This is a genomic window from Colwellia sp. MB3u-55 (assembly GCF_014076785.1).
Taxonomy (GTDB): domain Bacteria; phylum Pseudomonadota; class Gammaproteobacteria; order Enterobacterales; family Alteromonadaceae; genus Colwellia_A.
Genome location: NZ_JACGUS010000002.1, coordinates 1 through 215, shown reverse-complemented (window position 1 = coordinate 215; position 215 = coordinate 1). Strand labels below are relative to the sequence as shown.

At 43.7% G+C, this 215-nt stretch carries 1 protein-coding gene; it reads left to right on the top strand.

The window, feature by feature from the left end; all coding sequences use genetic code 11:
* Window positions 1–215, top strand: a 215-nt coding sequence (locus H4J66_RS00010; protein ID WP_182169084.1) for a hypothetical protein, incomplete at both ends; no start/stop codon positions are given.

Here is a 215-nt window from a genome sequence, read left to right as displayed (position 1 = left end):
AACACCGTTATCAGATCTTACTGATGACAATGAATCCGTCACAACAGCTGAAGATACAGCAGTTTCAGGTAATGTTCTAGATAACGCAGAAACTGCAGACGGTCCACTAACTGTCACCAGCTTTACGGTTGGTGGAAATACGTACAATGCAGGTGATACGGTTACCCTTGCTGAAGGTGAACTCATCTTAAATGCAGACGGTAGCTATACCTTCA